The 24,007-nt window shown below is 51.9% G+C and carries 21 protein-coding genes; 9 read left to right on the forward strand and 12 right to left on the reverse strand.

Annotation, left to right across the window (positions count from 1 at the left end; all coding sequences use genetic code 11):
- Window positions 1–29 precede the first annotated feature (29 nt).
- The 4 genes from SE18_RS11935 to SE18_RS11950 all read right to left on the reverse strand — a co-directional run bounded on the left by SE18_RS11935 (window position 30) and on the right by SE18_RS11950 (window position 5,643).
- Window positions 30–3,128, reverse strand: coding sequence for a transglycosylase domain-containing protein (locus SE18_RS11935; protein WP_083469867.1), 3,099 nt, complete (start codon window positions 3,126–3,128; stop codon window positions 30–32).
- Window positions 3,129–3,268: 140 nt separating this feature from the next.
- On the reverse strand, window positions 3,269–3,778 hold the full coding sequence (locus SE18_RS11940; RefSeq protein ID WP_054534689.1) for a GNAT family N-acetyltransferase: 510 nt from the start codon (window positions 3,776–3,778) through the stop codon (window positions 3,269–3,271).
- Window positions 3,779–3,799: 21 nt separating this feature from the next.
- The gene (fni, locus tag SE18_RS11945; protein WP_054534690.1) at window positions 3,800–4,834 is read right to left on the reverse strand and encodes a type 2 isopentenyl-diphosphate Delta-isomerase; all 1,035 of its coding nucleotides are present in this window, start codon (window positions 4,832–4,834) and stop codon (window positions 3,800–3,802) included.
- 11 nt (window positions 4,835–4,845) lie between these two features.
- A complete protein-coding gene (locus SE18_RS11950; protein ID WP_054534691.1) occupies window positions 4,846–5,643 on the reverse strand; it encodes an NYN domain-containing protein in 798 nt (265 codons plus the stop codon).
- Window positions 5,644–5,871: 228 nt separating this feature from the next.
- Between SE18_RS11950 and SE18_RS11955 the strand changes: the two genes are divergently transcribed.
- The 7 genes from SE18_RS11955 to SE18_RS11985 all read left to right on the forward strand — a co-directional run bounded on the left by SE18_RS11955 (window position 5,872) and on the right by SE18_RS11985 (window position 13,361).
- Window positions 5,872–6,939, forward strand: a complete 1,068-nt coding sequence (locus tag SE18_RS11955; protein WP_054534692.1) for a deoxyguanosinetriphosphate triphosphohydrolase — start codon at window positions 5,872–5,874, stop codon at window positions 6,937–6,939.
- A gap of 387 nt (window positions 6,940–7,326) precedes the next feature.
- A complete protein-coding gene (gene secG, locus SE18_RS11960) occupies window positions 7,327–7,554 on the forward strand; it encodes a preprotein translocase subunit SecG (protein WP_054534693.1) in 228 nt (75 codons plus the stop codon).
- A gap of 4 nt (window positions 7,555–7,558) precedes the next feature.
- On the forward strand, window positions 7,559–9,253 hold the full coding sequence (locus SE18_RS11965; protein WP_054534694.1) for a peptide ABC transporter substrate-binding protein: 1,695 nt from the start codon (window positions 7,559–7,561) through the stop codon (window positions 9,251–9,253).
- A gap of 54 nt (window positions 9,254–9,307) precedes the next feature.
- Window positions 9,308–11,131, forward strand: coding sequence for a M3 family oligoendopeptidase (locus tag SE18_RS11970; protein WP_054534695.1), 1,824 nt, complete (start codon window positions 9,308–9,310; stop codon window positions 11,129–11,131).
- A 37-nt stretch (window positions 11,132–11,168) separates the two neighbouring features.
- Window positions 11,169–12,245 carry a sugar ABC transporter substrate-binding protein gene (locus SE18_RS11975; protein WP_054534696.1) on the forward strand — a complete coding sequence of 359 codons (1,077 nt, stop codon included), beginning with the start codon at window positions 11,169–11,171 and terminating at the stop codon, window positions 12,243–12,245.
- 70 nt (window positions 12,246–12,315) lie between these two features.
- The gene (locus SE18_RS11980) at window positions 12,316–12,900 is read left to right on the forward strand and encodes a ribonuclease domain-containing protein (protein WP_054534697.1); all 585 of its coding nucleotides are present in this window, start codon (window positions 12,316–12,318) and stop codon (window positions 12,898–12,900) included.
- Window positions 12,897–13,361, forward strand: coding sequence for a barstar family protein (locus SE18_RS11985; RefSeq protein ID WP_054534698.1), 465 nt, complete (start codon window positions 12,897–12,899; stop codon window positions 13,359–13,361). Before SE18_RS11980 ends, SE18_RS11985 begins: the two co-directional genes overlap by 4 nt.
- Before the next feature lie 44 nt (window positions 13,362–13,405).
- Here the strand turns inward: SE18_RS11985 and SE18_RS11990 are convergent, their stop codons facing one another.
- Both SE18_RS11990 and SE18_RS11995 read right to left on the reverse strand, forming a co-directional pair.
- A complete protein-coding gene (locus tag SE18_RS11990; protein WP_054534699.1) occupies window positions 13,406–14,422 on the reverse strand; it encodes a hypothetical protein in 1,017 nt (338 codons plus the stop codon).
- 162 nt (window positions 14,423–14,584) lie between these two features.
- Window positions 14,585–15,304, reverse strand: coding sequence for a twin-arginine translocation signal domain-containing protein (locus SE18_RS11995; protein WP_054534700.1), 720 nt, complete (start codon window positions 15,302–15,304; stop codon window positions 14,585–14,587).
- Between the two features lie 191 nt (window positions 15,305–15,495).
- Here SE18_RS11995 and SE18_RS12000 point away from each other — a divergent pair, with 191 nt between their 5' ends.
- Window positions 15,496–17,061 (forward strand): CYTH and CHAD domain-containing protein, encoded by a 1,566-nt coding sequence (locus tag SE18_RS12000; protein WP_054534701.1) that lies wholly within the window; start codon window positions 15,496–15,498, stop codon window positions 17,059–17,061.
- Window positions 17,062–17,199: 138 nt separating this feature from the next.
- On the opposite strand, the gene SE18_RS12005 is transcribed toward SE18_RS12000, so the two are convergent.
- The 5 genes from SE18_RS12005 to SE18_RS12030 form a co-directional block, all read right to left on the reverse strand.
- Window positions 17,200–17,907: a class I SAM-dependent methyltransferase gene (locus tag SE18_RS12005; RefSeq protein WP_054534702.1), complete on the reverse strand. Its 708-nt coding sequence runs from the start codon at window positions 17,905–17,907 to the stop codon at window positions 17,200–17,202.
- A gap of 462 nt (window positions 17,908–18,369) precedes the next feature.
- Window positions 18,370–19,209, reverse strand: a complete 840-nt coding sequence (locus tag SE18_RS12015) for an SDR family NAD(P)-dependent oxidoreductase (RefSeq protein ID WP_054534704.1) — start codon at window positions 19,207–19,209, stop codon at window positions 18,370–18,372.
- Entirely contained in the window at window positions 19,193–19,885 is a 693-nt protein-coding gene (locus tag SE18_RS12020; protein ID WP_054534705.1) for an HAD family hydrolase, read from the reverse strand. The genes SE18_RS12015 and SE18_RS12020 overlap by 17 nt, the downstream gene beginning before the upstream one ends.
- Entirely contained in the window at window positions 19,882–20,472 is a 591-nt protein-coding gene (locus SE18_RS12025; protein ID WP_054534706.1) for a hypothetical protein, read from the reverse strand. Before SE18_RS12025 ends, SE18_RS12020 begins: the two co-directional genes overlap by 4 nt.
- Before the next feature lie 255 nt (window positions 20,473–20,727).
- Window positions 20,728–21,066 (reverse strand): hypothetical protein, encoded by a 339-nt coding sequence (locus tag SE18_RS12030; RefSeq protein WP_054534707.1) that lies wholly within the window; start codon window positions 21,064–21,066, stop codon window positions 20,728–20,730.
- Between the two features lie 352 nt (window positions 21,067–21,418).
- On the opposite strand from SE18_RS12030, the gene SE18_RS12035 reads away from it, so the two are divergent.
- Window positions 21,419–21,613, forward strand: coding sequence for a hypothetical protein (locus SE18_RS12035; protein ID WP_054534708.1), 195 nt, complete (start codon window positions 21,419–21,421; stop codon window positions 21,611–21,613).
- Window positions 21,614–21,663: 50 nt separating this feature from the next.
- Here SE18_RS12035 and SE18_RS12040 read toward each other — a convergent pair whose 3' ends face one another.
- Window positions 21,664–23,886 carry a CHRD domain-containing protein gene (locus SE18_RS12040; RefSeq protein ID WP_054534709.1) on the reverse strand — a complete coding sequence of 741 codons (2,223 nt, stop codon included), beginning with the start codon at window positions 23,884–23,886 and terminating at the stop codon, window positions 21,664–21,666.
- Window positions 23,887–24,007 lie beyond the last annotated feature (121 nt).

Here is a 24,007-nt window from a genome sequence, read left to right on the forward strand (position 1 = left end):
CGTTGCCAACAAGCGCTCGGTTGCTCAATTTAGGGCGTTGTCACAGGAGTTGGTTGTGGTTGTTCAGGTATTGGCGATGGCTCAACGACTGGCGTTGGCTCAATAATAATTGTTGTTGGCACTGGCAGCACTGGCGTTGGCTGCGCTGGTGGCGCCGTTGGTTGCGCAGGCGGTGCGGTTGGTTGGCTGGTATCCGGCGAGCGAATACCCAAAATAATGACCGTATTCAGATCCACCGCCGAGCCAACTCCCGGCAAACTACTGACCACCGCATAGGCTGGATATTGATCAAAGACTGGGCCAAGCCGATCGCGGCCTTGATAATCGACCACAATCTTATCAGGCGCAAAGCCCAAGTTCATCAAGATTTGGCGGGCTTGGTTTTCGCCATAGCCAACCAAATTTGGCATTTGCACTTGGCCCGGCCCCAAAATTGGCGCGGTCGGGGTCAGCGGGTCTGGGGTTGGGGTGCCAGGGGTTGGCGTTGGCGCAACTGCATCACAGCTTGGCAGCTTATCGGGATCAACCGCCACCGGCGAATCTTCGCCATTGTCGTTGCGATCGCTGGTATAGCCCTTCCATTTGCTCAAATCAATCCGTTCGTCGTCGTTGCTTTCTGGCAACTTCCACACATAAATCGATGAGATTGCGCCTTCTGGATACTCAGCGCCAGCAACTGGGCGACAATAGGTCGCTGTTTCTTTGCCTTCAGCATCGGTGGTGGTAAGCCTAACCACCGAGATTTTTTCGTACAGGTCGCAGCGTCCACCAGAGTCTAAGCCATCGATAAATAGCTCGTCGGTGCGTCCGCCGAATGGGCCTGGAATTTCGCAAATTTCCTCGCGATACACGCCAGGATACGATTTTGCAAAGCTTTGGGGCATATTATCGATGCCGCCATAGAAGCCAGCCAAGCGATTCATAATTGCGTCGTTGGCAAAAATTGCTTCCATGGTCCGCGCCCAAATCACGCCCCCACCTTGGGTACTTTCCACTTGGGCAGTTTGTTCGTTATTGTTATTGCCCGTCCAGACGGTGACGGTGACAAATGGCGTAAAGCCCGAAGCCCAGGCATCGCGGAAATCGTTGGTCGTACCGGTTTTGACCGCTGCTGGCAACGAAAGTTTCAAGATGCTGTTAGTGCCGAAAATCGGGCGGCGCGCTTCGTTGTCGCTAATCATGTTGGTGATGATATGGTTCAAGCGCCCATCAACACACTGGGTTCCATTCGGCAAACGCGCACCTAAGCGATAATCTTCGCTATTAGGAATCACACATTTGCTGGTATCGCTGACTGGATCACTCTCTGGATTGGCCAGCGGGGTTGGCTTGAATTCCTCCAAGGTTTTGCCCCGAGAATCGGTAATTTTGAGAATGGGGGTTGGCGCAAAGTAACGGCCACCGCTGGCAACCGTATTATAGGCCGTCGCCAAATCCAACGGCGTTACTTCGCCACCACCAAGGGTTAGCGCCAAACCATAATAGCCAGGATCGTTGGCCAACACGTTAGGCGAAATTCCTAAGCGATGCAACAAATTCAAGGTTTCGGGAATACCTGCGGCCTTGAGACCTTTGACCGCTGGAATGTTCAGCGAGTTGGCAACCGCCGTGCGGGCGCGCAACGGGCCATGGAATTGATTATCAAAGTTTTGCGGCTCGTACTTGACCCCGCGTGGATTGAAGATCGTTGGCACATCCCACAAGACGCTGGCAGGTGTGATGCCACGTTGGCCCTTGGTTGCAACATATTGCTCCATGCCCGAAAGATAGGTAAATGGTTTCAAGGCCGAGCCTGGTTGGCGCAAGGCAGTGGTAACGTTCACCTTGCCATCAAGCACGTTGCCCTCTTCACCTGGCGTTGTCGTCGTCTCGGAAAGATCGTAGCCAATTGAGCCAACCATCGCCAGAATTTGGCCCGTGTTGGGCTGCATCACCACAACTGCCGCATTGTGAATGTTGCGATCAGCAGCATTGAGTTCTTGAATTCGGGTGTAGGCGATGGTTTGGGCCAAATCTTGGGTTTGCAAATCGAGGGTTGTGGTGATGCTCAGACCACCATTCGAAACCACCTCAGCACCATAGCGTTGTTGCAAATAATCCTTGACATAGAACACAAAGTGCGGTGCTAACAAACTGACTTCAGGCTTATCAAACTGTAAATCGGTAGCCACCGCCGCCCGAGCTTCGCGCTCGGTCACATAATTGTTGCGCACCATTTGGCGCAGCACTTCGATCTGACGGCCTTTGGGTGGCACAATCTCACCTTTAACATCATTGGCAAGATCGTACATTGGGTCGAGCCAAACATCCTTGGGCAATTTGAGGCCTTTGAGCACCAATTTATCATCGAGCCAAGGCATTGGATCATAGGTCGTTGGCAACTGGGGAATCCCACCAAGCAACGACGCTTGGGCTATATCGAGATCTTTGGCATCAATCCCAAAATAGTTTTGGGCCGCAGCTTGAACGCCATACGATAAGTTGCCATAGGGAATTTCGTTAAGGTAGAGTTCGAGAATTTCGTTTTTGCTATAAACCGTATTCAGCTCTTGGGCCAAAATAATTTCTTTAACTTTACGGCTATAGACATTGGGATCTTGGCGTTCCTCAGGCGTTAACACAATCAAGCGCACAACCTGTTGGGTAATCGTTGACGCACCACCAGCACCCACGCTTTGTTGGGTAATGTTGGCGAAGGTTGCCCGCGCAATACTGAAATAGTTCACGCCAGAGTTTTCAAAGAACGAAGCATCTTCGGCAGCGACCGTTGCATTAATCAAATGCTTAGAAACTTCATCCAGATTAACCGGAGTTCGCCGACCTTCACCGACAAATTCATACAGCAATGTGCCATTGCGATCATAAATTTTCGAGGCTTGAAAGGCGGTGTAGGTATGAATTTGATCAAGCCGTGGCTTCAAGTTGGCGGCAATTCCATTGTAGGTAACGGCCATTGCCACCCCAGCAACGGCTATAAAGACCAATCCAACTGCCAGCAAGCTGATAAAAGCAATGCCAATGCGGCGGCCCATCGAGCGCTGAGCGCCCTTGTTGCCAAGCCGCGAGGGAATAAACCTAGTTGTTCGGCGTTGTCGCCGTGAGATTACATTGCGAGATGTTTGACGCATAGTAGACACATACCCCTTTGATTCGGTGTGTGGTCGCCGGATATATAACAAGGCGGCTCGCGCCGCCTCGGATATTCTACCACGCTCAAGTTAGGAAGTTGCAAAAATTGAGGTTTTTTCAGCTCTCCATCAGTTGAACATCAGGCAAGCGCAGGCGCTAAACGAGCCATCGTATAGGCATCGACCAGCTTGCCGCCGCGATAGGCATAGTTGCGCAAGGTGCCTTCGACCGCAAAATCAAAGCGCTTGTAGAGCGTAATCGCTGGCGTATTGTCGGTAAAGACCACAATTTCGAGCCGCGTTAAGCCAAGCCAATTTTCGGCTAAATCGATAATTGCTGCCATCAAGGCTGCGCCAATGCCACGACCTTGGTAATCGTCGCGCACCGCTAGCTCCAGATCGCCTGCATGGCGGCGGCGACCCTCGCCAATTTCAAGGCTAATCACGCCCACAACCATGGCATCGATCGTAGCAACCAAGCGTGGCGTTTCGGTATCGGGATTTTCAACCCGCCGCCGCCAAACATCTTGGGCTGGAAATGGCACATGCAATGATCCATCAAGCACGTTTGGCCCGCTAAATATGGTCGCAAGGTCAAGGTAATCATCTGGCTCCAAGGCCCGAATGATAATATCCAAGCTTTTACTCATGAAACTACTTTCTCGAAAAACTCAGCTAACACGATATAAGGGTGTTTGGCGCAACGCGGCCAAATCTGCCGCCCCAGTACAAAACATACTGATGCGCAATTGATCAAGCATTGCCGAGATTGCTGCATGGACTGCATCGCTGCCGCCCTTGTTTTGGGCCAATAAATTTGGCGCAGCTGATGCACCCAAATCGGCACCGAGCGCAATTGCTTTGGCAATATCCAGCCCGCTGCGCACGCCACCAGAGCCAATAATACCAATTGTTGGCAAGGCTGCGCGCACCTGTTTAATCGCCTCGGTGGTCGGAATGCCCCAACCAGCAAACGTGCCAGCAGTAGTTTGGCCAGTTTTGCTTGGCTGGCGAAAGCGTTCAACTTCGCTCCAACTGGTGCCACCAGCGCCAGCAACATCGATCGCCTGCACGCCAGCCTCAACCAAACGCTTGGCCGCTTTGCTGCCAATGCCGTTGCCAACTTCTTTGGCAATCACTGGCACTGGCAAGGCCCGACAAAGCGCCTCGATTTTAGCCAATAAGCCAGCAAAATTGGTATCGCCTTCTGGCTGCACCGCCTCTTGCAAAGCATTAAAATGCAAAATCAGCGCATCAGCCTCAATCATATCCACAGCGCGCTGGCATTGCTCAATGCCATAGCCATAGTTGAGTTGCACCGCACCCAAATTGGCGAATAAGGCAATATCGGGCGCGACCCGCCGCACTTGATACGACGAAGCTAGGTTTGAGTCGAAGATGGCCGCTCGTTGCGAGCCAACGCCCATAGCCACACCCAAGGCTTGGGCAGCTTCGGCCAATTGTAAATTAATTTCCTCGGTTGGCGCAGCGCCGCCAGTCATTGAGCTAATTAGAAATGGCGCATTGAGCTTTTTGCCCAAAAATGTGGTGCGCAAATCAATGCTGTGCATATCCAATTCTGGCAGGGCATCATGCTCAAAATGATAGCTGCCAAAACCAGTTGTAATGCCTTTGGCGTTCACATCTTCATTAATCACAATATTCACATGATCGATTTTGCGGCCTTCGGTTGCAGTTTCTGTCATGTCCAGCCTCGTTATTCCTCATCAGCCCCAAAAAATTCAAGCCATTCGTCGATCTCATCGGGATGCACTGGCGGCGGTGGTTTGTGTAGCCGTTCGCCGGTGCTTGCCTGCGGGTTTTTGCCACCTCGCGAAAGCCGTGGCCGCCCATCAGCATCGCGCGGAATTGGGTCGGGCTGATCTTTGCGGCGCGGCGGCAGTTGCCAACGCTCAGGCGGTTGTGGCACAACAATTGGTTTAGCAGCTTGGGGCGAACGTCGTTTGGCCTGGGTGCCCGTGCGCTGCTGGCTTGGTTGGTTTGGCTTGGGTTTACGCGTCAGGTCAACTTTGCTCTCAGCACTCTCTTTATCAAAGCCAAAAAAATCAAGCCATTCTGGCAATTGATCTTGGCGCACATGGGCATGCATCTCTTGGTGCGTCGGTGCATTGGGATCAGCAGCGCCCATCGATTCGAGCAAAGCGGCAAAATCGCGAGCGTTAATCACCCGAGCGCCAACTGCATCGGCCACCGAGGTAATCGCACGGTCAGACGAAACCAGCACCCACTCGCTAGCACGGGATAAACGCACCAGCTGCGATTTGATCATCTCGTCTGCATCGCTTGGTGAGCGGGCAAAGCGCACAGTTACGCCACCGCCGCCGAGGGTGCGCTGGGTATATTGACCACGGTCAAAAACCACCGAAACGCTTACTTTGCGCGTAATTGCAAAGCGTTGCAGCAATTGCACTAATTTTGCTTCGTCATCAGGATCATTGAGGCGAATCGTCGCCAGTTGGCCGATTAAGTTATGGCCATCAATTAAATAGGGCATATACAGCCTCAGTTTGGTTGTTTGTATGATCCCCGTAGCCTACGGGCGATCAGCGTTTTTAGTTTTCACTGCTGCGCTCGGAGAACGCGGAGAAAGCATTTTCACGCTAGAAACGCCATGTGCCAGCGCTTGTCACAATGCTATAGGATATACATCATAACAAATAATTGGCTTGCTGGGCGGTCTTATTTGGTTGTTTGCGGTTAATTGTACGTCAAGGAGCAGGATATGCAGCATCAATCTGTGCGGCAATTGTTTGAAGCAGCCGAAATTCGAAGTTTATCACCATTGGCAGCCTATAGCGCGAACGCCAAACGCGATCAGCCTGAGCCAGCCTCGCCAGTGCGCACGGAGTTTCAGCGCGACCGCGACCGAATTTTGCATTCCAAGGCGTTTCGGCGGCTGAAACATAAAACCCAAGTTTTTATTGCGCCAATCGGCGACCACTATCGCACGCGTTTAACCCACACACTTGAAGTAACCCAAATTGCGCGCACAATTGGCCGCGCCTTGCTGCTCAACGAAGATTTGATCGAGGCGATTGGCTTGGGCCACGATTTGGGCCACACGCCGTTTGGCCATGCTGGCGAGGCCGCTTTGGCCAAAGCAATTGGCCGCAGATTTCGCCATAACGAGCAAAGTGTGCGCGTGGTTGAGCTGTTGGAGAAACATGGCGAGGGGCTGAATTTAACTCAGCAAGTACGCGAGGGCATTTATTCACACTCCAAATCGCGCAAAGATATTACCACCGCAACCTGGGGCACGGCCTCAACGCTCGAAGGCCAAATTATTAAATTGGCTGATAGCGTGGCCTACATTAACCATGATATTGATGATGCAATGCGCGCTGGCATTTTGCAACTCAATGATTTGCCCAGCGCCTATGTTGCCATGCTTGGCACAACCCACGCCGAGCGGATTAATACCATGGTCTGCGATATGATCGACCATAATTGGTGGGCACGTGGCGAGCAACCAGCGCCCAGCGATTTGGCCATCAGCATGAGCCCGCAAATTTTAGAGGCCACCAACGGCGTGCGTGAATATATGTATGCCAATGTCTACCTGCGTGGCCCTGCCAAAACCGAAGATGGCAAAGTCGATTATGTGATCAACACCCTGTATGAATATTATTGTAAGCATCCAGAATCGCTACCCAGCGATCTGCTGGCAATTGGCCAACAACGCGGCGAGCCAGTCGAACGCGCCGTCATCGATTATATTGCTGGCATGACCGATCGCTATGCCCTGAAAAAATTCAACGATCTGTTTATTCCAAAAACCTGGGATATGTAGAACGAGGGGTCAGGGTTCAGGGGCTAGGGGTCAGAAGTTAGGCTGTTGGCTTTCGGCGATGTGGTAAAAGGTACGATCAACGCAGAGGCGCAGAGAACCAATGCCTATTGGCGATAGAATATGGGCGCGTAGAACATAATCATAAAAATCTGTGGGCATCTGTGGCTAAAAACTTAACCTTCGTGCTCTTCGTGCTCTTCGTGGTTAAACAAAGCAAATATCCATTCTCTGCGTCTCTGCGTTAAAAACTAATGCCCTGCTCTCAATCCCCGCTCACGACCCCATGGCATATGTTCTATGCTGTTTGCTCTATGTTCTATATTCTTGGTTTATAATAGCGATCTATTGATACTTGACTAGACACAGCCAACTGTGGAGGTTTACCAGGTGCAAACGTATTTGTTTTCGGCAGAAGTTGTTTTGGGGATTGCCTTGATTACTTTGGTGCTTTTACAAGCCAAAGGCAATAGCGCCAGTGTGTTGGGTGGCCGCAACACCTCAGCCGCCTATCGTACTCGGCGCGGCGTTGAAAAAACCCTGTTTAGCGTAACGATTGTGATCGCCAGCGTATTGATTCTCTTGGCGCTGTTGCATCCCTTCTTATTAACAGTCTAAGCGTATGGTTCGACGTATTCGCTGGCAAATTGGAGCCACCTTGGTTTGTGCTAGTCTGATTTTGTTGTTGTTGGCGCACTTAGCGCTAGCAACAACAGCAGGCGGCGAGGCAGGCGTTGGCGGGGTCTATCGCGAGGCCTTGGTTGGCGAGGTCAACGATCTCAACCCCTTGCGCGGTAGCGCTCAAACCCGCGCCGAGGCCGACCTCAGTGGCTTGTTGTTCGAGGGCTTGACCCGGGTTGAGGCCACTGGGGTGGTTGTGCCTGATCTTGCAGAAAATTGGCAGGTCAGCAGCAACAACTTGGTCTATACCATGACCTTGCGCAATGATGTTCGTTGGCACGATGCCACGCCTTTCTCGGCCAACGATGTGATCTGGACAATCGACTGGATCAAAAGCCCACAATTCAATGGCGACCCAAGCCTCAAATTGGCCTGGCAAAACATCGCGGTTACGGCGCTCAATCCGCAAACTGTGCGCTTTAATTTGCCCGTAGCCTTTGCTCCATTCCTCAATCAACTCACTGTGCCGATGTTGCCGTCGCATCTGTTGCGCAACGCCACGCCCGAACAATGGCAAGCTTGGAACCAGCAGCCAATTGGCACTGGCAGTTTTCGCTTTGGCCAACGTGATGGCAATTTAATCGAATTGGTGGCAAATGCCGATTATCGGCCCAATATTCCCAATAGTCGCCCCAATTTGGAGCGGCTAGAGTTTCGGCTGTACCCAACCATGGAAGCTGCCCACGAAGCTTTGCGCCGCGATACGGTCGATGCCTTTACCTACGATGTGACAGAGCAAGGTGAATTGCCGCTGCCTGTTGGTTATCGGCGGGTTCGCGCACCATTGGCCGATTATGTCGTGCTGACAATTAATTTGCGTCGTCCGCCGCTTGATGATTTGCGCGTGCGCCAAGCCATCGACTATGCAGTTGACCCAAATAGCTTGATTGCCGACGTGCTGCAAAATCGGGCCTTGCCTTTGACCTCGCCAATTTTGCCCTCGTCGTGGGCTGTGGCCGATGAGCTGACTGGCTATATCGACGATCCAGAGCAAAGTCGCGCCAATGGCTTGCTGGATCAAGCAGGCTGGCAGCGCGATGAGCAAGGCTGGCGCCGCAAAGCAGGCCAATTATTGCGCTTTGAGTTGGTCAGCGCCAATAGCCCAGAACGCAGCGCCATTGCCGAGCGAATTCAGGCCCAATTGGCGACGGTTGGGGTTTCAACCAGCCTGCAATTGGTGCCAAGCAGCAATTTGCAAGATACGCTCAGTCAACATACCTTCGATTTGGCAATTCATGGTTGGTCAAATTTGGGCAGCGATCCCGATGTCTATGAATTATGGCATTCGTCGCAGGTCAACGCCGCCAACTTTGCTGGGCTTGAAGACCCAGCAATTGACGATTTATTGGTGCGAGCACGCCAAACCACCAACCAAGAGACGCGCCGCGAATTGTATGCTGAGTTTCAGGCCAAATGGCTGGCGCTTGCGCCCTCGGTGATGCTCTATCAGCCATTGTTGGAGCAGCAAGTCGCGCCATCAATTGAGGTGCTAGGGCTTGCGCCAATCAATCAGCAGGCCGAAGTGCTCTATCGCTACAGCGACCGCTTCCGGCGGATCGCCAATTGGTATCAAGTAACCACCCGTCAAGTGTTGCCCAACTTCCGCAATGAACCACAAAACGAACGCCCACGCTAAGCAGCTGGGCGTTGCGGCTTTTTTTAGGGTTGTTGATGAGAAAGGATCTATCACATGAGTACCCAAACGTTACCGCATTGGGATCTTTCAGTTGTCTACCCCAGCCTCGAATCACCAGAATTTGCCGAAGGCTTTGAAAAACTCAAGCACCAAGTCGCTGAGCTCAAAAGCTTGTTTGATCAAGCTGCGATTCAACGTAGTGAAAACCAAGTGCTTGATTCAACAACCATCGCAACCTTTGAAACAGTAACCAATGCGCTCAACCAAGCGCATGAGGCGGTAGCAACGACATTTAGCTATATCATGGGCTTTGTCGCCACCGACACCCGCAATACGGTCGCTCAAGCACGGTTCAGCGAAATGCAGCAATTGGGCATGCAGTTGCAACAATTGGGCATTCGTTGGGTAGCTTGGATTGGGGGCTTGGATGTTGAGCAATTAATCGCCCAATCGCCGCTAGCTGCCGACCATGCCTATGCCTTGCAAAAAGCCAAGCAAGAAGCAACCCACTTGATGTCGCCAGCAGAAGAAGTTTTGGCCGCAGAACTCAATTTGAGTGGCGCGAATGCCTGGAGCAAATTGCACACGGTCGTGAGTTCGCAGCTCAATGTGGCAGTCGAACTTGATGGCGAAACCAAGCACATGCCGATGAGCATGGTGCGCAACTTGGCGTTTGATCCCAAGCGCGAAGTGCGCAAAAGCGCCTACGAAGCAGAATTGGCTGGCTGGAAGCAGGTCGAAACGCCGCTGGCCGCCGCAATCAATAGCATCAAAGGCCAAGTCAACACCTTGGCAGGCCATCGTGGTTGGGCCACAGCGTTGGATGAGGCGCTGGCTGATAACAACATTGATCGCCAAACCCTCGATGCGATGCTAACCGCTGCCCGCGAAACCTTTCCAGATTTTCGGCGCTACTTGCAGGCCAAAGCGCGCTTGCTCGGTAGCGGCGAACGCTTGCCCTGGTTTGATCTGTTTGCGCCCATTGGCAGCGATGTAAGCACTTGGGAATATGCCGAATCCGAAGCCTTTATTTTGGAGCATTTCGGCAGCTATTCACAACGCTTGCGCGATTATGCCGCCCGCGCCTTTGATGAAAACTGGATCGATGCTGAGCCACGGGCTGGCAAACGTGACGGGGCTTTTTGTATGCGCTTGGTTGGCGATGAATCACGCATCCTGAGCAACTATAAGCCATCGTTCGCAGGAATGCGAACCCTTGCACATGAGTTGGGTCACGGCTATCATAATCTTAACTTAGCTGAAGCCACGCCATTGCAGCGCCAAATTCCCATGACCTTGGCTGAAACCGCCAGCATTTTTTGCGAAACGATCGTGCGCAACGCAGCCTTGGCCAAAGCCGACCCAGCCACCCAGTTGGCAATCATCGAATCGTCGCTGCAAAATAGCTGCCAGTTGGTCGTCGATATTAGCAGCCGCTTTATCTTTGAGCAAAGCCTGTTCGAAGCCCGCCAAGCCCGCGAGCTAAGCGTGCAAGAAATTAACGATCTGATGCTCAAAGCCCAAGCTGAAACCTATGGCGATGGTCTCGACGAACAGTACTATCATCAGTATATGTGGGCAGTTAAAGGCCATTACTACAGCGCTGAACGCTCGTTTTACAACTATCCCTATATGTTTGGTTTGTTGTTTGGCTTAGGCTTGTACGCCCAATATGTGGCAACGCCCGACGAGTTCCGCGCCAAATACGATGATTTATTGGCTGCTTCGGGCAAGGCCGACGCTGCAAGTTTGGCCGAACGCTTTGGAATTGACATTCGGACACCAGATTTTTGGCGGGCTAGTTTGGCTACGGTCAAGGCCGACATCGACCGCTTCGTTGAGCTAAGCGAGCAATTATTGGATGCTCCCGCCAACTAACGAAGCCACGTCCGCCAATGCACAAGGAGTTTTAGCTATGCGACGCAGGTTTGTGCTATTGGTGCTCATGGTTGTAGTGGTTGGATGTGGTGGGGCGCAAGCACCCAAGGCCAAAATTATTGCGCTGTTGTTGCCGGAGCAAACCACCAAGCGCTACGAAACCGTCGATCGGCCATGGTTCGAGCGTGAGATGAAATTGCTCTGTGATGATTGTCAGGTGTTGTACTACAACGCCCAAAATGATCCAATGCTGCAACAACAGCAAGCAGAACAGGCAATTAAGGCTGGCGCACGGGTTTTGGTGCTCGATCCGGTCGATTCGGTCGATTCACGCACGATTGCCGATCATGCTGCCGATCAATCAATTCCCGTCGTGGCCTATGATCGGCTAATTTTGAATTCGCCTGGCGTGACGGCCTACATTTCGTTTGATAACCAAAAAATCGGCGAATTGCAGGCCGAAAGCTTGGTTGCTGGCTTGACCAGCCGTGGCATTACGAATCCCAAAATTCTGCTGCTGCACGGCGCGCTCAACGATAACAACGCCAGCGAATATAAGCTAGGCGCCAAAAAGGTCTTTGATCCGTTGGTGGCAGCAGGCAAATTGACGATTGTTGGCGAGTTTGATACGCCAGATTGGCAGCCAACCGAAGCGCAGCAATATATCGAACGCATGCTGGCTGCCGGCGATCAGATTGATGGGATTTATGCTGCCAACGATGGTACTGCTGGCGGCGCTTTAGCCGCTGTGCAAGCTGCCAAACTTGAGCCATTGCCCTTGATTACTGGCCAAGATGCAGAATTAACCGCCGTGCAACGCATTATCACTGGCGAACAGCATATGACAATTTATAAGGCACTGCGGCCTCAAGCAGAAACTGCCGCCAAAATTGCCCATGCTTTGCTCGTTGGCCAGCTGATTCCAACCAACTTGGTCAACAATCGCACAGTCGCCAACGGGATTATCGATGTTCCGGCAATTTTGCTTAACCCAGTCGTTGTGACCAAAGCGTCAATCAAGGATACGATTATCAACGACAATTTTTGGTCGCCGCAACAACTGTGCCCAGTCAAATTAGTTCCCGCTTGTGAAGCAGCAGGCATCAAGCCCTAAACAACAATCAACATCACACCACAACACCCGATCTGCCTGTGCGGTCGGGTGTTTTTGCGAGGAAATAGCTATGTCAACCAAGTTACGGCGAGGTTTGGAGTTTGGTCTTGGCCTGATTATCTTAATTGGGTTGATTTGGTTCAATAATCAGCCCAGTTCAAATCAACCAAACACCAGCCCAACCAACGCCCCAACCCTCGAAAGCAGTTCGCGCGGCTTGCCATCGAGCACGCCTCAGCGCCAACAAGCGACCACGCGACCACGCCCAACTGCAACAGCCAAACCAACCACACGACCTCGCCAAACTGCTGTGCCCAGCAAACCCACGCCACGGCCAACCGCCCAAGCAACCCGCATACCCGAGCGCGATTCGGCGGGCTTGCGCTATGTGGCGTTTGGCGATTTGCCAATTCAAGCCCAAGAAACGATTGAATTAATCGAGCAGGATGGGCCGTTTCCCTATAGCAAAGATGGCGCGATTTTCAGTAATCGCGAGCAAATTTTGCCTAGCAAGCCGCGTGGCTACTATCGCGAGTACACAGTCGAAACGCCTGGCTCAGCAGATCGTGGCGCACGTCGCATTGTGACAGGCGATAATGGCGAGTTGTATTACACCGATGATCATTATGCAAGTTTTCGGAGGGTGCGCCGATGAAACTCCTCAATTTAGCCCGCGATCCAGCCCAATCTGGCTTGTATCGGGTGCAAGCATCGCACATCGCCCGCTTATTGATGGGCGTGCAACAGCTGAAGCTTCAGCTTATCGAGCTTGATGGGCGCGAAATTAGCAGCAAGCCCGATTTGCTGTATGCCTGCGCCCAAGCCTTACAATTTCCGGCCTATGTTGGCCACAATTGGGATGCGCTCGAAGAAGCGTTAAATGATTTAAGTTGGTTAGATGCGCAGGGCCTGATTATTATTTTTTATGAGGCCGATCAATTGCGCCGTCATGACCATGGCGCATGGCAAATTTTCTGCGAGATTGCCCAAAGCTGTGTTGAACAATGGCGCAGCCAAGGTCAGGTCTGGAGCATCTGGTTTAGCGGCTTGGAGTATAGCCAGCCTGAGCTGATCGACTTGGCTGGGGTTTTGAATGAGCCAAATCTGAGCGAATAAGCAACGAGCGTTGGGCAAATATCCCAACGCTCGCAACATTCAGCTTACTTAATCACAAAGCTGGTCGTCGCAGTTTGGCCGCTGCTGAAGCTGGCGCGCACATTATTGCGCCGCCCACTCGATTGATTGCCAACCTTGAACTGAATCGTTGCCACGCCCGAGCTATCGGTTAATGCGATCAGCGATTGAGTTCCGCTGGCCAAATCGATTTCGACGGTAGCAGTTGTGCCGCTCTTGGGTTTGCCAGTGATCGTCAAGCGCACGCAGACCGTTTGGGTTGCGTTGCTCTCAATCTCAGGGTAAACCACCCAAGCCTGCGCACCTTCGGCAACCGTTGGCGCGTTCATGGTGCAATTGGCGGTGCTTGGTGGCTGGGTGGTTGGCGGCGCGGTTGGTGGGGCAGTGGCCCGCACTTCTTTGCCCAACAAGCCCAACAACACCTTAAAATTATTCGGATTATTGGGATGCCACTCGAAGCGAGCGCGTTCAAACCATTGGGTTTCAACCAAATCGCCGCTACTATTGCGCTCCATTTTTGGCTCGGTCAGGGGCAAACCAAACAATTGCAACGAACGGGCATAGGCATCAAGGCCATCAATTTTTAAGCCATTGGCTTGCCAATAACTTTTGAAGCCAATCCCATTGCCTTGATCACAGACATTGTGGCCTGTTTCTTTGAACCACAAACAGCCTGTTTTTGGCCCAGCTTCAGCGGGGTCTGGCTGGCGGCCAAGTTGGCTCAAGCGATCTTTGCCCAAGAGGCCAAGCAACACTTCGTAGGGCGTGCCCGTATTTTCTGGATGCAACTCAAAACGATTGCGCTCCATCCATTGAGTACGATAAACCTTGCCAGTCTCGCGGTTTTGTTCGCGGTTGACCGTGGTGATTGGATAGCCAAAGACCGGCAGGCCACCGTTTGCTTCCCAATAATCGCTAAATGGGTCGCTCAGACAATAGGGGCTTTGATCTTCGGGAAAACAGACCTCATGGGCCGCTGTGGCTTTGGGCCAAAGGGTTAACCCCAAAAGCAATGATCCAAGCAGCAACAGACGCTTTGGCATATCAATCACCTTCCTATCGTACAATTATAGGCTTATTACTCGATATGATATAGATTAAGCAGGTTAAGCTGGCCACCGTAACAGCAGCCAGCCAAACTGGAAACCAAACTCACGGCAGATCAAAAAGCACAGAGCTTGTTGACCACGGGCAACTGTTACAGCTTAGAAGACTTGCGTGAATGGAGGAACTTTGAGTGCCATGTCTTTGCCCAATAAGGCGCGAACTGCATCAGCACCGGGGTAATCGACTGGGCCGATAAAGCCTGTGCCGCCTTGCAAGAATGGCCCAAGCACCGGAACCGCGTCGGAGACGTTGTAGAAGATTGGGGCGGGCAGGGTGTTTGGATTTGGCAAATAGCCACCGATTTCACGGGTCAAGGCCAAGTGCTCGGCTTCGGTCGCGGCGTGCTGCGCAGTGGTGGCGGCAATCCGTGGCTCGCCAAGCTCGGCAAAGCGGCGGGTAGCTGCCAAATATGCGCCAGTAAAGGCGGTTTCTGCTGCCATAAAGGTGTTGGTATTGACCCCAAAATCGCTCAAGAACTTAGCTGGAACATAGAACTTGTCGGTAAGCGCCTTACCACCAAAGCTTTCTACTACTTCAAGGTGATGCAATTCTGCGCTCAGTGCATACTTCAGATACAACAATTCTTCGTCGGCCAGCCCAAATGGATTGCCCTTGATCGTGTTGTAATACGAGGTGATTGCCAAGCGCTCGGCGGTAGCAGCCAACGAAACGATTGTGAGTGGGGTATCTTTGGCATCATGGTTTTGAGCGTTGTAATCGGCTGCTGAAACATCATGCAAACCGAACATCGAGGCAAAACTTGCGACCGCAACTCCACCGCCTACACCTTTTAAGAATCCGCGACGTGAGATACTCATAGGTTGCCCTTCCTAACAAAAAATATGCTCAAACACCATTCTGTTGTGTGATGTTCTTGTAGAGATATTCGCCGCTAATCCCATTATGGATGTATTGATTATCTCACCCTTTGGGGGGATATTTTGATCTATGCTCAAGCCAAGCACCATGCTATACTGACCAATGGATGATGTTGTCACGGAGATGATCCATGGAACAAGAAGCCAAATACCGCGCAACGCAGCCGATCCGTCCGAAACAACTTGAGGCTGTTAATATTGCGCCTTTTAGCCTCAGCGAGCGGGTTACCGTCGAAATCCGCGATAGTATTTTAGATACCGCGAGCCGCCAATTAAACCAGCAACGCTATACCTTACGCATTCGCCGCATCGATCAGCAATTGTGGCTAACCCTCAAATTGCCGGGCAAAGTTGAGGGCGCAGTTCATCAGCGCCAAGAATTCGAGCACGAAATTACGCCGAATGTGCGTGATCATCCTGAATTGTGGCCAAGCGAGATTCGCGAACCAGTGCAAGCATTAATTGGCGACGAGCCATTATTGCCAATGCTGACGGTGCGCAATCGGCGGCGGCTCTGGCGAATCGAGCGTGATGGCGAGGAGATTGCCGAATTGGCTCTTGATCGCGGCTCGTTAATCAGCGGCGAGCGCTCGTTGCCGTTCCATGAGATCGAAATTGAACTCAAAGGCGTTGGCACTGCTGCCGATCTGGCGGTGCTGGCCTCGATCTACACCACCGCATTGCCGTTGGAGCCAGAAACCCGCTCCAAGAGCCAGCGCGGCATGTTGTTGCTCAATCATGCCGAAGATCAAGACCAGCTCAAACAAGCAGTTGAGCGCACGCCTATGGAGGCAGGCAACAACTTGGCCGAAGCAGGTCGCGCAATTTTGGCCAAACATGTGTTGAAATTGCATAAAGCTTGGCCGATAGCCGTCATTGGCGATGATTCAGAGGGCGTGCATCAGATGCGGGTAGCAACTCGCCGCTTGCGCACAATTTTGGCAATTTTGGGCGAAACGCTGTATGAGCCAGAAATTGTGGCCAAATTGCGCCGCGGCCTGCGCCAATGGGCCAGTATGTTGGGTGCTGTGCGCGATGCAGATGTCTTTTTGGGCAAGCTTGAGGAGCATCGGGCAACGCTCGAAAAAGCAGAACAAGCAGGCTATGAACCGTTGATCGCAGCGATCAGCCAGCAGCGCGATGCGGCACGAGTTGAATTATTGGGCTTTTTGGAAAGCCGCAAGGCCAGCAAATTTGCCCAGCGTTTGACCGATTTTGTGCTGACCGCGGGCGCTGGCGTGCGCGAAGCCGAAACTGATGAAGGCCGTGTTGAGCGCAGTTTGGTGCGGCATTGGGTTGGCAGCACAGTTTGGAGCCACTACGAGCGCATTCGAGCCTATGATGTGATTTTGAACGATGCGCCAGTTGAGAGCTTGCACCGCTTGCGGATTGAAATTAAGCATTTGCGCTATACGCTGGAGTTATTTAGCGCTGCTTTGGCTGATGAACACGAATCGCTGCTTGAGCAGTTAGTCACCGCCCAAGATTATTTAGGCGATTTGCAAGATGCTGAGGTGGCGTTGGGCTTGGTTAGCGAAGCCTTGGCCGAAAATCCCGATAACAGTGCTTTGTTGGCTTACCAAGCAGCCAAGCAGCACGAGCATGATCAGCTTCAGCTGAATGCGCCAAAAGCGCTACGCCCGTTGTTTGATCTGCCATTCCGCCGCCGCTTAGCCTCGATTCTCTCGAAATTGTAATAACGAGGGATCAGTTGTTGGGGGTCGGGGATCAGCAGAACATAGAACATAGAGCATAGAACATAAAAATAGGCTATAGGCTATTAGACGAATGCTTTCGCAACTGTTCCAATAGCCTATAGCCTATAGCCTTCATTCCTACTTCACGCCACCAAAGGCGGCAAAACAACTATTTTTGTGCAAAATATCGAGCTTTTGAAAGCCGACGCTGCGCAAAACATCAATTTGCCACAGCAATGGGCGCGGCGAATCTTCGATCTCAATATAGTTAAAAACCTCATCGCGATAGGCTTCATTGCGAAAATCGCTGAGATATTGGCCATAGCGCTGCCACATTAATTCATGCACCGCCTCGCTGGAATGCTCAACCAAATCGAAAATCCACAACGAGCCGCCTGGGCGCAAGGCTGCATAACATTGAGCAAATACCGCCTGCCATTCAGCATCGTCGCGCAAGTGGTGAAACACGGCTGCGGCCACGATAATATCAACCTGTTCGTTGCCTAATTCAAGCTGGCGCACATCGCCTTGCACAGCAGTAACCAAGCCAGTCGTCGCAGCGCTGACCCGTTGCTGCGCTCGCTCAAGCATTGGCAAGCTTAAATCGATCAAGGTTACATCGCGATTAGGCAATTCTTGCAGCAAGCGCAAGCTATAGTTGCCAGCACCGCAGCCAATATCCAAAATATGCTGCGCATTGGGCGTGGTGGCGGCGGCGGCTTGGGCGACAAGGGTCAGGCCTAAGGGAGCATCGACGGTTGCCGATTGACCGGTTTCCAAATTCGAGAAGCGCTCAACATCAGCATCGAAGCGAGCGCGAATAGCCTCAACTGTTGATTTGGCCATGGGAAACATCCTCAAAACACAAAGAAGCTTCAATTGAGCTATTCTAGCAGGCTTGAGAAATTATGAAGGATGAAGGATGAGGGATGAAGGGGCGAGGGATCAGGATTCAGGGTTCAGGAGCACACTTCAACGCAGCGGCGCAGAGATATGATGGCTATGGGCTATGGGCTATGGGCTTTCAGAACAACAATCTGAATAATCTGTGCCAATCTGTGGCTAAAAATAATTATCATTCGTGGAATTCGTGCAATTCGTGGCTAAAAACCTAACCTTCGTGCTCTTTGTGTCCTTCGTGGATCATATGTTTAACGTAGCGGCGCAGAGCATGTATGACTATGGGCTGTAGGTGCTGGGTTAGTAGAAAAACAATCAAACAAATCTGTGCCAATCTGTGGCTAAAATACTTTTTCGTGGAATTCGTGGCTAAAAATAGCTCTTCGTGGTTTCGTCGCCCAACCCGACTTACTCGATAGTCGTCAATTTGATTGACAATCCTGGGGCGGGCTTACCACGTAAACGGCGTAAGCCTTCTTTGAGTGCGCCAAGCAGCAAGCGTGGTGGCGACAGCAGATTGATGCTTAGACCATTGCGGCCATCGGTCGCTTTTGATGCTAACCAAACTGCTTTTTGGGCGGGCACGCTGGGCGGGTTGCCCCACATGCGCAGAATCGTGTTGAGGGCTTTGAGTTTGGCCTCGTAGCCAGCCATCACCTCGACATTGGTCAGCATATCGGTGGTCATCAAGCCTGGGTTAAAGCCCAAAATTTCGATGCCTTGCTGCTGATGTTCTTTTGCCAAAGCAAGCGTAAAATTGCGCACCCAGCTTTTGCTCGCACCATAGGCAGTTTGGAAGGGAGCAGGCCCTGTATCGCCACGCCCAAACAAATTGATTAATTTGCCATGGCCTTGGCTTTGAAAATGTTTCAAGGCGCTAATTGAGCCATGATAAGTGCCCAGAATGTTGGTATCGATCACCCGCCGATAATCACGCGGGCGAATTGCCACGGTTGCGCCATAGGGGCCGGAAACTCCAGCATTGTTGACCCAAACATCGAGCTTGCCAAATTGGGCAAGCGCTTGATCGCGCAAGGCTTCGACCGCTGCCAAATCGCCAACATCGCAACTGAGAGCGAAAACGTTGCTGCCATGGCGTTTGAGTTCGGCAAGGGCTTGCTCAAGGCTAGCCTGATCGCGGCCAGCAATCACAACCTTGGCTCCTTGGCGTAGCATTGCCTCGGCCATGGCCAAACCCAGCCCACGGCTGCCACCAGTAATCACAATCACTTTATCGATGAGTTTCATCGCCAACTCCTAAAAATGCCTGCAACTGTGCATGTTCATGCAGATCGTTCAGCAGCAAATCGGGCTGGTGCTCGGCAAGTTGCTCAAGGCTAAATTGACCGCTGGCCACAGCAACTGAGCGTGCTCCGGCAATTTTGGCGCAGCCAATATCAAACGGCGTATCGCCAATCACCACCACATCGGCGAGCGTGCCTTGCCAACCAGCCGCTTGCGCTCGTTGAAAAGCTACGGGTACTAACTCGTTGCGGATGTGATTATCCGAGCCAAACGCGCCCCAATCCCAGCGAAAATAAGTGCAGAGGCCCACCGCATCAAGCTTAATTCTGGCGGTGCGCAGCATATTGCCTGTGAGCAGCGAGTGAATTGTGTGGGCTTGAAGTTGGCTCAACGCAGCCTTCACGCCAGGCAAAATCGTGGTTTCGCGTTGCAGATGCTCAAAGCGAGCGTGTAATTCGCCTTCGTAGACCGCATAAAATTGTTCAAGCCGCTCAAGAATCGCCGCTTCTTCCCACATATGTAGCAACTCGCGGACGATCAAGCCATCGGTTTTGCCTGCGGTCGAGCCAAGCGGCAAATCCAATTCGTAGACACGCTGAAACGCGGCCTTGAAAGCTTCAAGACCGCGTCCATGTCCCCGAATCAGGGTTCCATCAATATCCCAAAGCAAGAGTTTCATTCTTCGGTTGGTTTCCCATTTACAAGGTCGGCCAGCGGCTGCACCAACTCGCCCAAGCTGCGAAATTGTGGCCCTAGCTCAGTTTCGCTCAGCGGAATATTGACTGGCACAGTTAAGCTGACAGGTACTGACGATTCAAGTGGAATTGTCATGCTCAGATAGACAGGCAATTCCAAGCCTTCGGGCAAGTTCAAGGCCACGCTGGCTTTGAGGTAGCCTACGCCGGGCAGCGTAATATCAGCGGGCACTGATAAAGGCACTGCTTGGGTCACGCGCACATTGGTATTTTGGCTAACTGGCACTTGCAAGCTAATTGGCAAGCGCTCATTCAAGGGCACGCTGGCTCTAATCGTGGCATTGTTGAGGCCGTCAATCGTATCGGTCAATTTGGCAATGGTGGGTTTGAGTGGAGCCAAGCCCGTTTTATAGCCAAACAGCGCGACCGCTAAAATGATCAAGCCAATAATGAGCACAATGTTGAGGATAAAGGAGGTCATGATCATAAACTTGTACGAGCGATCAATATCGACTCGTTCGACAACGTTGGTATTGGTCGAATCGGTGGATTTGCGGTTGCGACTGGCCACGTCAACCTCCTTGCAGTGCCTCGAAGGGGAATATTTAGCAGCAGTATACCACAGCCGATCGTTGCTTGTCATAGCTATTCTAGGATTAGATGTTGCTCGCCACCGCTATACCTCAGAATGCACAAGCTTTTCAGCTCTTGCATCCCTTGCTCCCAACACAGCATGTGAGCAGGGGCAGCGTTTTGCTATGAAAAAAAATCGCTGCTCTCGTGGAATTGCCGTGATTACATGCGTTGAACTGGCAAGCGTGCACGCCTAGAATTGCGCTGCTTTGTGTTCATCGTCCGGCGGTGACCATGTGGTGGTGTGCACGAGAAACCTCGTGTCCTTGAGAAGATCACCTTGGTCTCCCTCAAGAGTTAATCTTCCCGTCATACCTCGCTCGAGAATAGGCGCGCTCCGATTATACAGTTCAATCGCGATCACCACGAAAGAGCCATCGTCACCCATGGACGTTTCGTCGGGAAGGCGAATTTCTAGGCGATCCCCAATATAAATATCATTGATTGCTCGTCCAATTACATCCCAATAGTGTAAAAAATGAGGCTCAACGTCTAAGTCAAAACGGTATAAGTCAAAGGCTAACTCGTTCATGGCATCTCCCTAGTCCTTGCTCAACCCATGATCGTAATTGTTCAAGAGTGAGTTGCAGTCGTCCATTGGTATACAGCAGGGATAGATATTACTATAGCATGCAGTATCCAGCTTGCCTATTGAGCGTTACGAGCCATGCTTGCTGTTTGGCAGATTGCCCAATCTTGTATACTTTCCACAATAATTTGGCCGTCAGCTTATGGCAATCTGACCATAGTTCATGGTTTTAAACCAGCCTATAATCAATGGTATAGACCAGAAGTGGTCTGGTGTGTCCGTGACTGGCGTGCGGCGGTGGGAGTCCCGGCCCTCCGCCCAGCCGAAAGCAGACACCACGAGGTAGCCAATTCCTATGCAACAAGCACCAGAACCCGCAAAGCTCTTCGATTTACCGCCTCATGATGTTGGTTGGGAAGGAATTCTCTTTTTCAGTGCAGGCTATATCTTGGCAGCCTTGGTGCTGTTTATGATTTTGGGGGTTACACTAGCAAGCATTCTGCTGGTTGGCTGCCTGTTGGCGTTCTTGGGGATTAATTTCTGGCACTAAGGTTTAACGATTAAGCCGCTGGATCGCAAATGATCCAGCGGCTTTTTGGCTTATTTCGTAACTAATGGCAAATAGACCCGAAAACTTGGGGGAACGGCAGTTACCGTGGTAGTTGCGGTAGCAGTGTTGGTTGGGCTAGTGGTGGCGGTGTTGGTTGGGCTGGTCGTGGCGGTATTAGTCGCAGTAATAGTGATGGTTGGCGTAGGCGTTGCGCACAAGGCTTGGGCACCATCGAGCTGGCCACGAACCTCGCCACCAGGGAAATTTTCAGTGTGGATGTTAATATAGGTTTGACCAGCCAAAATATTGGCTTCTTGATTTTCAGCGTAGTTGATTGTGCCAACTTTGCTTGCCCCAAGCGGCAGATTAAACAACACCCCTGCGTTTGCTCCGCGTGGTGCAAAGCCGTGAATATGGGCCGCAGTTTCAGCGCTGCTCAAATCGTGATAGGTAATATTGTAGCTGAGTGTATTGGCAACGGTATTAATCTCAATCGTGCCCATCGCCATGCCTTTGCTGCCAGTTGGTGGCACTTCTTGCGAGCCATCGGCAATCACCGACATTGTGATACAACTTGGCGGTGGGGTGATAATTGGAGTTAAACTTGGCGTTGCAGTCCCAGTTTCGGTGGCGGTTGGCGTGATGCTGGGAGTGGCGGTTTCGGTTGGGGTGGCGGTTGGCGGCGGGCAAAGCGTAGCGCCATCAAGCTGGCCGCGAATTTCGCCCCCAGGGAAATCGCTAGTATGAATATTGATGTAGGTTTGGCCCGCTAAAATGCCAGCTTCTTGATTTTCGGCGTAGTTGAGTGTGCCAACTTTGGGCGAGCCAGTCGGCAGCGTGAATAATACGCCTGCATTGCTACCACGTGGCGCAAAGCCGTGAATGTGAGCAGCAGCTTCGGCGCTGCTTAAACCTTGGTAGCTAATGTTGTAGCGCAGGGTGTTGTTGACGGTATCAACATCAACCGTACCGCTACCAGTGCCCGTACTAGCAATTGGCGGCACTTCCTGAGCACCATCAATGCTGACGTTAAAGCGCAAACAGCTTGGAATAGGCGTTGCCGATGGGGTGGCGGTTTCGCTTGGCGTTGTCGTATCTGTTGGCGTTTCGCTTGGCGTAGCCGTATCCGTTGGCGTAGCGGTTTCGCTTGGCGTAGCTGTGTTGGTTGGGGTGGCGGTGGCTTGATTCGCCGCCGGAATGACCACAATGCCCCGCAAGGCAGTATTGGTTGCAGCAGTGACAATTGGTTGCAACGCCGCCGCATTAATTGGCTGATTGTAAGCAGCAGTATCGGTTAATTTGCTGATTGTGTTGCCACTACGGGTCAGATATAAATCAACGCCATTTGCGCCATTATCTTGGGCCGTAACATGAAATGCAGTGCTGGGAGTAGCCCAAACGCCTTGTAACACCCAGCTTGTGCCATTAAATGAAAATTTGCGCAGATTAGTCATATCGTCGGCCACATATAGCGTGTCAACGCCAGCCACACTTGGTTCGCGATCCAAAAAGACGAAGCCATAGGCCGAGGTTGAGCTGACAATTTGAGTAATGCTTTGACCGCTAGTGGTTGGCAAGCCTGTGCCAATTTGATAAACGCCTCGCGATGTTGCTGCCGATGATGAAAAATAGAGATTACCACCAAAGGTATGGACAACCCGGGTGTTGGTTGGAGTAATTAACGTCGTGGTCGTGCCAAGACCATTAAGGTAGCGCACGCCAGCAGTGCTACCAGTTCCGCTTGACCAAACGTTGCTCCCAGTGCCAGTCGCCCCGCGAATATTATTGCCACTGTAGGCATCATTTACAGTATTCGATAGGTCAAGAATGCCGCCTAAAGTAACCCGGCCCACCACTCGATTGACGGTTGCACTGGTGGTAGCAGCAACGCTGGCCGTGCCTGCATCGGCATCATAGCCCGCCAAAAGTAATGATTGACCATCGCCAGCAAGGCTGAGCGAGCCTTCCGAAGTTGCCGTACCAGCCATTGTAAGCCGCCGAGTATTGCCATTCAGGCTGCTTGGCAAGCCAATTGATTGAACCAACAAGCCGCTCGGTGTATATTCATCGAGAAAAACCGCTGCCGCAGCACTTGAAAGCGTGCTCGCCCCCGCGCCTACGCGCACGACGACGATATTGCCTGGAGTAAAGCCGCCACCGCCTTGAGTAGTACGTGGCGCAGCTTGGGCTAAATTCAGGCCAACAACCAAGCTAAACAGCGCAAGCAAGGTTATCAACGAGAACCTACGAGGTGTCCGAACATGATTCAGCACACTGAACCTCCTTAATCAAAGGAAACTTCCCATCATTCAGCACTGTGACAACCATTGACACAGCGTTGAGTGATTCTTAAGCTGTATGATATGAGCATGTTATGAAGATGCAATAGCCAAC

The sequence above is a fragment of the Herpetosiphon geysericola genome (assembly GCF_001306135.1).
Lineage (GTDB): Bacteria > Chloroflexota > Chloroflexia > Chloroflexales > Herpetosiphonaceae > Herpetosiphon > Herpetosiphon geysericola.

Excerpts from the sequence above, each read along its gene's own strand:
- SE18_RS11975 (WP_054534696.1), top strand. The coding sequence starts at position 11,169 with ATGCGACGCAGGTTTGTGCTATTGGTGCTCATGGTTGTAGTGGTTGGA.
- SE18_RS11990 (WP_054534699.1), bottom strand. The coding sequence starts at position 14,422 with ATGCCAAAGCGTCTGTTGCTGCTTGGATCATTGCTTTTGGGGTTAACC.
- SE18_RS12035 (WP_054534708.1), top strand. The coding sequence starts at position 21,419 with ATGCAACAAGCACCAGAACCCGCAAAGCTCTTCGATTTACCGCCTCAT.
- SE18_RS12005 (WP_054534702.1), bottom strand. The coding sequence starts at position 17,907 with ATGGCCAAATCAACAGTTGAGGCTATTCGCGCTCGCTTCGATGCTGAT.
- SE18_RS11935 (WP_083469867.1), bottom strand. The coding sequence starts at position 3,128 with ATGCGTCAAACATCTCGCAATGTAATCTCACGGCGACAACGCCGAACA.
- SE18_RS11950 (WP_054534691.1), bottom strand. The coding sequence starts at position 5,643 with ATGCCCTATTTAATTGATGGCCATAACTTAATCGGCCAACTGGCGACG.
- fni (WP_054534690.1), bottom strand. The coding sequence starts at position 4,834 with ATGACAGAAACTGCAACCGAAGGCCGCAAAATCGATCATGTGAATATT.
- SE18_RS11940 (WP_054534689.1), bottom strand. The coding sequence starts at position 3,778 with ATGAGTAAAAGCTTGGATATTATCATTCGGGCCTTGGAGCCAGATGAT.
- SE18_RS11970 (WP_054534695.1), top strand. The coding sequence starts at position 9,308 with ATGAGTACCCAAACGTTACCGCATTGGGATCTTTCAGTTGTCTACCCC.
- SE18_RS12020 (WP_054534705.1), bottom strand. The coding sequence starts at position 19,885 with ATGAAACTCTTGCTTTGGGATATTGATGGAACCCTGATTCGGGGACAT.
- SE18_RS11955 (WP_054534692.1), top strand. The coding sequence starts at position 5,872 with ATGCAGCATCAATCTGTGCGGCAATTGTTTGAAGCAGCCGAAATTCGA.
- SE18_RS12000 (WP_054534701.1), top strand. The coding sequence starts at position 15,496 with ATGGAACAAGAAGCCAAATACCGCGCAACGCAGCCGATCCGTCCGAAA.
- SE18_RS11965 (WP_054534694.1), top strand. The coding sequence starts at position 7,559 with ATGGTTCGACGTATTCGCTGGCAAATTGGAGCCACCTTGGTTTGTGCT.
- SE18_RS12030 (WP_054534707.1), bottom strand. The coding sequence starts at position 21,066 with ATGAACGAGTTAGCCTTTGACTTATACCGTTTTGACTTAGACGTTGAG.
- SE18_RS11980 (WP_054534697.1), top strand. The coding sequence starts at position 12,316 with ATGTCAACCAAGTTACGGCGAGGTTTGGAGTTTGGTCTTGGCCTGATT.
- SE18_RS11995 (WP_054534700.1), bottom strand. The coding sequence starts at position 15,304 with ATGAGTATCTCACGTCGCGGATTCTTAAAAGGTGTAGGCGGTGGAGTT.
- SE18_RS11985 (WP_054534698.1), top strand. The coding sequence starts at position 12,897 with ATGAAACTCCTCAATTTAGCCCGCGATCCAGCCCAATCTGGCTTGTAT.
- SE18_RS12015 (WP_054534704.1), bottom strand. The coding sequence starts at position 19,209 with ATGAAACTCATCGATAAAGTGATTGTGATTACTGGTGGCAGCCGTGGG.